The sequence below is a fragment of the Rhodovulum viride genome (assembly GCF_003265965.1).
GTDB lineage: Bacteria > Pseudomonadota > Alphaproteobacteria > Rhodobacterales > Rhodobacteraceae > Rhodovulum > Rhodovulum kholense.
Window position 1 is genome coordinate 1 of record NZ_MUAV01000046.1, and the last position, 9433, is coordinate 9433.

6 protein-coding genes and 1 pseudogene are annotated in these 9433 nt (G+C 61.6%); 3 read left to right on the forward strand and 4 right to left on the reverse strand.

Features of this window, described 5'->3' with window-relative positions; translation table 11 throughout:
- The 3 genes from BYZ73_RS22935 to BYZ73_RS20100 all read left to right on the forward strand — a co-directional run.
- A partial coding sequence (locus tag BYZ73_RS22935) for a bacteriophage spanin2 family protein (protein ID WP_112317420.1) occupies window positions 1-263 on the forward strand: 263 nt, incomplete at its 5' end.
- Between the two features lie 160 nt (window positions 264-423).
- Window positions 424-1230 carry a DNA adenine methylase gene (locus BYZ73_RS20095; RefSeq protein WP_112317424.1) on the forward strand — a complete coding sequence of 269 codons (807 nt, stop codon included), beginning with the start codon at window positions 424-426 and terminating at the stop codon, window positions 1228-1230.
- 62 nt (window positions 1231-1292) lie between these two features.
- Window positions 1293-1868 (forward strand): HNH endonuclease family protein, encoded by a 576-nt coding sequence (locus BYZ73_RS20100; protein WP_112317421.1) that lies wholly within the window; start codon window positions 1293-1295, stop codon window positions 1866-1868.
- A gap of 228 nt (window positions 1869-2096) precedes the next feature.
- Here BYZ73_RS20100 and BYZ73_RS20105 read toward each other — a convergent pair whose 3' ends face one another.
- The 4 genes and pseudogenes from BYZ73_RS20105 to BYZ73_RS22950 all read right to left on the reverse strand — a co-directional run.
- The gene (locus tag BYZ73_RS20105) at window positions 2097-2633 is read right to left on the reverse strand and encodes a VPLPA-CTERM sorting domain-containing protein (RefSeq protein WP_112317422.1); all 537 of its coding nucleotides are present in this window, start codon (window positions 2631-2633) and stop codon (window positions 2097-2099) included.
- 28 nt (window positions 2634-2661) lie between these two features.
- Window positions 2662-7809: an Ig-like domain-containing protein gene (locus BYZ73_RS22940; RefSeq protein ID WP_181498132.1), complete on the reverse strand. Its 5148-nt coding sequence runs from the start codon at window positions 7807-7809 to the stop codon at window positions 2662-2664.
- 450 nt (window positions 7810-8259) lie between these two features.
- Window positions 8260-8499, reverse strand: coding sequence for a hypothetical protein (locus tag BYZ73_RS22945; protein ID WP_181498133.1), 240 nt, complete (start codon window positions 8497-8499; stop codon window positions 8260-8262).
- A gap of 555 nt (window positions 8500-9054) precedes the next feature.
- A pseudogene (locus BYZ73_RS22950) lies at window positions 9055-9433 on the reverse strand (hypothetical protein); the annotation flags it as partial.

The following is a 9433-nucleotide window of genomic DNA, read 5'->3' on the forward strand; positions in this document are numbered from 1 at the left end:
ACCTCGCCGCCAATGTCCAGGCCGGGGCCGAGAATGTGCAAGGGGTGAAGGTCGAAAACGCCCCCAGCATCGTGCGGCCGAGAGCGCGGGATATCCGCCAGGAGCAATCGGAAAACAGGGTCAGGGCGGATCGCGTCGAGACCGTCGTCGTCAACGAGATCCCCGCCTGGATCGTCCTGGTCGCCCTGATCGGGTGGATCGCGCCCTCGCCAGGCGAGATCGGGCGACGGATCGGCGAGACGGTCAGGCGCCGCCGGGCCTGAGAACTTCCCCCGCCTTCGGGCGGGGGCAAGGCGGTGCGTCAACACCGCCTCACCACGCAGCCAAGCGTCAACAGAAGCTGCGCCGACACCCCAGAGGGAATCTGCCGCCCGACTCTCGCGAGAGCGGGCGGACCTAGAACAGGTTCCTGACATGAACGAAATGCGAAAAACCGTCCCCGCCTCCCCCGTCGCCCCTTGGGTGGGCGGCAAGAAGGCGCTTTGGCGGAAGATCATCGAGCGGATAGAGGCGATCCCGCACCGCACCTATGTCGAGCCCTTCCTCGGCATGGGCGGGGTCTTCCTGCGCCGCAGCTGGCGCCCGCGGCTCGAGGTGGCGAACGATCTGAACGGCGAGATCACCAATCTCTTCCGCGTGTTGCAGCGCCATTACCCCCAGCTGATGGAGGTCATGCGCTTCCAGATCACCTCGCGCCGCGAGTTCGAACGGCTCCGGGCCTGCGATCCGGCCACCCTGACCGATCTGGAACGCGCCGCGCGGTTCCTCTATCTCCAGCGGCTCGCCTTCGGCGGCCGCCCGGGCGATGTCTTCGGGGTCTCAGCCAGCCATGGCCCGGCGTTCAGCCTGGCCAAGATCGGCCCGCTCCTCGACGCCGCCCATGACCGGCTCGATGGCGTGGTCTTCGAGAATCTCCCCTGGCAGGAGGTGCTGGCGCGTTATGACGGGCCGCAGGCGCTCTTCTATCTCGATCCGCCCTATTGGGGCGGCGAGGACGATTACGGCAAGGGCCTCTTCGACCGCGACCAGTTCGCCGAGCTGGCCGGGCGCCTGGGCAAGATCGAGGGCGCCTTCGTGCTGTCGATCAACGACCGACCCGAGATCCGCGATCTCTTCGGCGCCTTCCGGATCGAGGAGGTGCGGCTGAATTACTCGGTCTCGAAGAGGGGCGCGACCGCGGCGCGGGAGTTGATCATCGCCAACCGCGAGGTCATGACGGGGCTTGTATGAGGTCCCCCGGGCCAGTCGGCGTTTAACCGGATCTTGGGGGCGAGAGGTCAAAGGTCTGCCCCATGCGCCGTTTTCTGCCCCTGCTGATCCTGAGCCTGACGCTCCTGGCCTGCGCCCCGGTTGCGCAGGCCCCGGAGCTGGCGAGCCCGGCCGCGCCCTATACCCGCGCGGCCTTCGGCCCGGGCTGGGCCGATCCAAACGGCGATTGCCTCGACACCCGGGCCGAGCTGCTGGCGGATCTCTCCACCGTGCCGGTGACCCTGGCGCCGTCGGGATGCTCGGTGCGCCACGGCCGCTGGATCGCGCCCTATACCGGCCAGGTGGTGACCGAGGCCCGGGATCTCGACATCGATCACATAGTGCCGCTGCGCTATGCCTGGGGCCATGGTGCCGCCAGCTGGTCGGCCGAGAAGCGCGCCCGCTTCGCCCTAGATCCCGTCAACCTGTTGCCCGTCACCGCCTCGGCGAACCGCTCGAAGGGCGCGCGGGGGCCGCTCGACTGGTTGCCCCCCGATCAGGGCTTCCGATGCCAGTACGTGCTGCGATTCCGGCGGATCGCCAGGGTCTACGGGCTGGCGTTCACGGCTGCGGAAGAGCGGGATCTGGTAGCGCTGACCGGGCGTGTGTGTGGGGTGTGAAGGGCGGGGAACTGACATTCGGCCCCCTTGCTAGACATCGGCCGAGCTTCGCCGAACCGGACCTTCACCGCGCCTCGAAACCGCATCGGCTGGCTCTCGGAAGTCTGGGCGGTTAACGGACCTTCGCTGCAAGCGCGAAGCTGCCAGCCCGAATTTGAAGAGCGGTCATTTACGCGCACCGCCCCAAAAACAACCAACCGGAACGCGCCCGCCAGCGCTGGAGGCCTGTCATACAGGCTTCCGCATCCGCGGGATTGCGAAACCACCCAGCCCGGCCAGCAGCAGCGGTAGACCGGCGGGGAGCGGGACGGCGGATGTCGTGCTTTGCAAGGCCCAGACGGAAAGCGCGGCGTCCCCGAAAGTCGCCCCGGTCAGGATGTTGCTCAGGCTGTCGCCATCCGCGAGGGTGAAGCGCGCGAAATAGTCCTCGTCGAACAGGAGTTCCAGTTGCCGGTCGCCCTCGCGCGCGGTTTCGGTGGATGCAACCGTGAAGCCCGGCGTAACGGCGAGGTTGAATGTTGTCCCGTCGCCAGTGTTGAGTTCGAGCGTCGGGACTGCGCCTGCGTCAAGGGCCTGGAAGAACCCCGGAATGACCGTGAAGCCAAGGTCCGTCGGCGCGGTGTCGATTATGGACAGTGCGCTGCTTTCGGCAAGCGGACCGCCAGCGAGTTCAAGGCCTTTCGCGCCCAGATCGATCACAGCCGACTGGGCCGCCGCGGCGAAGGACAGGGCGGCGAGCGCGCCAAGGAGAGTGGTTCGGATCATGGTCAGTTTCCCCGGAAAATGTGCCGTGTCAGGCGAATGAAATCTCGTCGAGGCTGTCGGCCCCGACAACGGTGATGACGTCGAAGTCCTGGTCGATGAACAACAGGACGCGGCCCGCGGCCGGGGCGTGGTGGATCACGCTGCCCGCGCCGAGGTCGATCATGTCTTCGCCCACCGTATAGTCGAGGATCGTGCGGAATTCGCGCGCGCCGTTGTGTACCGTATCGGCGAAGTCGAACACATCGGCCCCGCCGCCGCCGAACGTCGTTTTCATGGTCCCGGCGTTCGGCTGGAGGATGTCAGCGCCCTCGGTCCCAAATATCTGGGTGTCCGTGCCGCCGAGGATGAGGGTCGGTCCGATGTCCTCTTCAACATCGATGATATCGACGAAGACCAACGCCGCGCTGGACGCCAACCCGTCACTCGCGGAGACCTCGACTTCGTAGCGGTTGTCGCCGTTGGCATCGGCGGAGGCTTCGAAATCTGGGGCATCGGCAAAGCGGATCGCGCCTGTCGCGGAATCGATTTCGAAGAATGCCGCATCCGCCCCGGCGTCGATCAAGTAGGTGATCGTGTCCCCGTCCGGATCCGCCGCTGCCACGCTGCCCACCGCGGTCGTGTTCTCCGCCACCGCAAAGGGTCCCGCGTCGGTGAAGGTGGGCGCCGCGTTGGTCACGTCTATGGTGACCTCAGCCATCGCAAGCTCGGTGCCGTCGCTTACCGAGTAGGTCAGCATCTCCTGCCCGACGAAGCCCGCATCCGGGGTGTATTCGAACGACCCGTCCGCGGCGATGTTGATCGTGCCGTTAGCGGGCGCCTCGATCGAGGTGACGAAGATCGGGTCGCCGTCCGCATCGCTATCATTGGAAAGCAGACCGGCAGCGGCGGCGACGGTCAGCACCTCGCCCGCATGGACGGCATAGCCGTCATCCACCAGGCTCGGCGCCGTGTTGTCTTCGTCGATCGCGCCATCCTGGTCGTTGTCTTTGCCGTCGTTGACCTCCGGCGCTCCGGGGAACACCGTGGGGTCGGCATCGTCGGCGTCGCCGGCCACGTCCGAGGTGCCCGCCGGCTCCACGTAGGCGGTCTGATTGGTCGTCGGGTCATCGACGCCGAAACCGTCGCGGTCACCGTCGAGATACCAGGTGAACGGACCGCCAAGGCCAACGACAACCAGCTGGCCGGTGTTCGGCGTCACGCCGCCCTGGCCGTCGGTCACGTCGTAGGTCACCGTCAGCACGGTGCTCGCGCCCGACGCCAGCGCCCTGGCGAACTGTGTCGGATCGATGGTGAGTGTCGCGTCGGTCAGACCGAACACCACCGCCGCGCCGTTCTGGTCCGTCACCGAGACGTTCGCCACCCCGAGTGTTCCGCCGTCGCTGTCCAACGCAACGGCCTCGCCCAGAAGGTCGATCGTCACCTCACCGCCGTTCTCGGCCACGCTCCCGGCGTCGATTGGGGAGGCGGTCGGCGGGAGGTTGGGAACAAGCGAAATCGTCTGATCATCGAAGACGAGCTGTTCCACGTCGACCAGCGTGTCTGTTCCCGTAGCGCCGATGACTGTGGTGACGCCTCCGGTGGTCGTCATACTGAAGTTCGCCCGTAGACCGGCGTAAACTATCTGGTCATTTCCCGACCCGGCATCGACATAGTCTTCGCCGTCGCCCGTCACGATCACGTCGTCGCCAGAGCCGGTCTCGACGTGGTCGTCCTGATCGCCCAGAACCAGGTTATCATTGCCAGAGCCGGTCTTCAGCAGCACACGCTCAATGCTCTGCACCTCCACCCCGTTCGACAGCGTCTTGCGGCTGTCGTTGTCGACCGTCAGGTTCCAGACGATGTCACTCATCGCAGCGGACCAGTCCGCGTAGAGCGTGTCCCTGCCGCCGCCGCCAAGGGCCGTTGTCAGCCGAACGTCCCAGTCGAGAAACAGATCCTCGCCATCGCCGCCGCGATACTCGATCTTCTCAATATTCTCTTCCGACACCCAGCTATGGCTCGTCGAACGGTACTGGGACGTCGAGATATGATGCAGACTTCCGGTCGCAACGGCAGTCTCGATATCAGAAAAACTGCTTCGTGCCGTGAGGATCGGCCCGTCTGAGCCGAACTTGTGACGAAGATAACCGGAATAATATCCCGAGCTAGTTTCTGCTCCGCCCCCGGCTTCCACGATCAGGAAATCAACCCCGCCACCGCCGTCAACTGAAACGGTGGCATCACCACTTCCACCCTCAGAACTGACGATGATTGTGTCGTTTCCGGAGCCTGCAATGATCGTGTCACGCGATCCCCTCTCCCGAACATCGATGTAGTCATTTCCCGACCCGGCATCGACATAGTCTTCGCCGTCGCCCGTCACGATCACGTCGTCGCCAGAGCCACCTTCGATGGAGTCGTTTCCGTCGCCGCCGAAGAGGATGTCATTGCCTTCACGGCCATCGAGGGTATCGCTGCTTCCGTTTCCGAACGCCAAGTCGGCGTTGTTGGTGCCCGACCAAGTGTTGTCCAGCCCGTCGCCGATGTAGGTGTCACCGGATACGCTCGGGGTTGATCCGTCCTCGATCGTAAATGTAGCCGAGGCGAGGTAGGTCGAAACGATATCGTTCGGATCTGCTTGAACGATCAAGCCAAACGTCTCTTCAGCCTCCTCGAACGCATCAGCATTGATCTGAACGATAAAGGTCTCGGTCGCTACCCCGGTAGCGAAGGGCACAGCCACGTTCGCGCGGCCAACGTAGTCGCCGTCGTTGTAGCTGCCGTGAGTCTGGACCGTGCTGACGTAGACCGTCTCGGCCTCAAGGCTGCCGCCGCTGCGGGTAATCGTGAAACCGATCGTGACGTCGCCCTCGGCCACGTTCTGCGTTCCCGGCGAAACCGACCAACTCGTGCCGTCACCAACTCCATCGACGATGAACTCGGTGCCGGTGCGCGCTGTCGATTGCGCATCCGTGAGCGCAATCCAGACAGACTGGGCCGAGGTCACGTTGTCCAGCCGCGCGATCCCCCGCCAGATCCCATCGCCGGTATTCACTTCAAGGATCGCGCCCTCGGGCAGCCCCCCGCTCGCTTCGATCGAGCGCAGGCGCACAGTGGACGCTGTGCCAAATCCGGTGCTGGTCGCGAACTGGAAACCGGAAAGATCGATCAGGTCGCCCTCAGATGCAGAGAAGACACCGGAATTGCCCTGGTTAAAGTCGGTGACCCGGTCCGGGTTCACGCTGGCAAAGCGCGGATAGTCGTCATCGTCGAAAAAGAAAACATCGCTTTCCGACCCGCCTGTGAGGTCATCCCTGCCTGCGCCACCGGCGAGAGCGTCAGCGCCCGAACGGCCGTCGAGCTGATCCTCGCCTGCTCCACCGCTTAGAAGGTCGTCATCTGCATACCCGATCAGACTATCGTTCCCGTCGAGGCCGAGGATGAAGTCCTCACCACCGGACCCAAGCAGGGCACTCAGACCCGTGTCATCGCAATACCGATAGTTGTTGATCCCAGTGTAGGACTGGAAACTTGGGAGTATCGCGCCATTCAGATCCGAGACCAAGGAATAGTCTGTAAGCCCCATCACAATCTGATGGTTTCCAAGGCGTTCAAAAAATGCGTCACTCATCAGTGCGGCGACATTCGTCCAGTACAGTTCGCTATTGTGCTCAGCGCCGAATATGCCTCCCCCTTCGGAATTGTCTAAGTTGGGTAGATTGATCGTAAATGCATAATCCGCGTTGATATTCTCTTGCAGCAAGATCGTAAGTGGCCCGATCTCAACAGGAAGTGAAACTCGATCCTCTGAATGGGTGATTCCGAAATAATGATCCACATCCGAGCTGAAGCCGAGTGAAGTTAATTCTCCCGTCGTCGAGTCCACCGTAGACCCGCTTAGGTCCAAACCAAGTTGGATGGTATAGTCGGTGATATCCGGCTCGATACCCGCCGACGCAAGCGAAACGATGCTCAGATTGACACCGGAAAACAAGTCCGCATCCGCGAGGCCAAACAGATCAGCGATGGTTCCGCCCAGGCTATGCCCGGAAACGATGACGTTCTCGATGCCGTTCAGTTCCGAGTACAGCCGAACCGCATTGATGAGCGGCCGCATGCCCTCGTAGTAGTTGCGAAGTACGGTCTCATTGAAAGTCTGGCCCGTAGCCGCATCAAGACCATCAGACCCACGAAACGCCATCACGACCGTCCGCTCGCCATTGACGATCCGTTCTGCTACAAGAGCTTCGCCGACGTTCTCGTCGGACCGATACAAGCCTCCCGCAGTAAAGTTCTCCCCATCTAGAGGAATCGTCATTCCAAGATCAAATTGATCAAGTAGACGCCATGTCTCGCTTGACCTGGATAGGCTGGCTATATATCCGCGGTAATCATCGTCATAATTGAATTCATCATCGGCGCCGCGCCAAGTCCCTTGGAAGGCATCTGGAATACTGCTGCCGCCGTAGGAGGCACGTGCCAAAAGACTCCCTAACAGTATCGCATCCGGATCAAACAACCTAGAAGAACCTGTTGAAAGATCAACTTCTCCGTCCACTCCTGTATCCACGAGTTCGGAAAAATCCCCGTAGCTATTGCTGGCAAGGTCGTTGGTGAAATTCTCCGCGACGTAGCTTTCATCGAGGCGCGAGACAAAGGCGGACGCGAACGCGCCTGCCGGTGCAAAGGCCGCGATGATGTCGTCGACCGAGTGGGGGATGATCTGCGTCGTGTTCCAGTTGTCGACCACCTCAACGCCCGAGGTGCTGACGGAGACCACGACAAAGGAATGCGCGACGGAGCCGCCGCCAGGGAGCAGCGACTCCTCGTCCGAATTCCCCGCCGCGTAAACCCGCACAACATCGCCCGGCTGCAATGACGCCTTCAACGCCGCAGCGGATGTCCCGGCATAGACCGGGGCCCACCCATCGCCGCCAACGTTGTCGGTGCCTGACTTGATCCCAGCCGAGTGCGGCACGGCGTAGCGAACGTCGTCCGGCCGGGTTGGATCGCCTCCCAAGGTCTTGTCGCTGAGGTCAAAGAACGGCGCGCCGGCAAGGTTCGTGACACCCCAGACGAAGTCCGTACACCCATTGATCGTCCAGTCGATCCCCACATTGTCGAGGGCGATGTCGATGATTTCCTGCGTGGTGACGCCGGAACGGATCTTGGCGGTCGAAAGCGGATCACGGCTCATCAGTATGTCCCCCGTTCTTGTCGCGATTTATTCGACGTCACAGATGCCAGTTGCCTTGCTCGCAGGGTGTGGCCGACGAGCGGTCGTTGGCCGAAGTCAGTGTCCGCGCTTTCGAAGCAGTTGCCACGCCGGGAGTATTTTTCACTGAGTTTGTTGCGGATGCTCGAGGTGCCGAGGTTGCGACAAAGCCTGTCGAAGACGGACTCTCGCCCGCGCCTCCAGCCGACAAGACACAACAAGTCTCGAACCCACTCCATGATACACGTCCCCCAAGCTCACGAGTGTGCGAGTAGGATGAGGGGAGTTCACCGCTTCGGTATCTGTCAACCGTTGCAACGTCGCGGCGCCGATCTTCTTTTTCAAAAGACAGGGCAACTAATTGATGGTAAATGAATTTACTCTTAGGCAGGTGTTTCACAAGCCCAATTCATGAAGGTCTTGAAGGACATTTTAAACGCGCATGGAATAATCAAAGGCCAATGAATCGCTACCAGGCGGGCAATTGATTCTCGGACTTTCGTGACGAATCGTCATGCAGAAATGGGAAAAATCCTTCGCCTGCAAGGACATCCAATCAGAACCTGCCTTCTGCATAAGCCGCCCAAGGGCAGTGTGATTCTGCAATTGCGGCGAAGGGCCGGAATGACGGGCCGCGTCGCAGCGGTCCAATTCGGTGATGAAGGTCAGCAATAGGGCCGTCTGCGTCGCTGGTTGGGAGCTGTTCCATGGGCCGAGCGGATGTCCGCTTCTGCGACTCGTCAACTGTCGACGATAGGGAGCGTCGAACGGCCGCTATCGGCAGACACCGACCGGATGGGAACCATCACCTCTCGGAGGCGTGAACCCCGAGGTAGGCCCTGAACCCGCCGCATTTGGTCGCTTAAACCCGGCTTTCCGGCACGTTGCAGGTGCGGGCTCTGGGGCGGTTTACGGCGATTCCCATGCATATCGGGATAAGGATCTCCGCGCCGTTCTCGGCCCGTGGCCGGTGGCATCGGGTCGATGTGCGGTCATCATACACTGGCAGGGACATCGCTTGCTGACAAATTCGGCGGTTGAAATTTTCCCGGCTCGTTCTCTATTTGTCAGGGTCGTTTTTGAAACACAGAGGTCTTGATTTCGAACACTTTTTTACTGGATTGCAAATCCGTGTACAGGAGTTCGATTCTCCTACTCGCCTCCATTTACTTTCAAGCACTTAGCGCCCTCCCGCGCCGCCGCTTGAAACAGTGTCTAAGCAGCCGTCTAAATATTCTGTTTTTGTTCCGTTCGCTTTTGCGTGATGGAGCGGGACCAAGATCCCGGTTTCTTCCGGCGGCCTTGTGCCTCTATTGCGCGCACACGCTGTCGGATCCGTTGGGTGTAATGCGCGACCATCTTGGGGCTTTGGCCGGTGACAGCGGCAACCAACTCGTCATTGCACCCCGCCTCGACCAGTTCGCATGCGGCATTGTACCGCCAGCTATGGATGTCGAACTCCAGCGCCCCAATGTCTTCCCGGATCTTCCGGATGGCCTGCGATGCTCCGCGATAGGACCAACGGCTGGCTCCGCTTTGGTTCGTCAACATGGCGCTGTTGCGCAAATCAGCTGACGACCGCAGTTCCCCTTTCCCCGGACACACT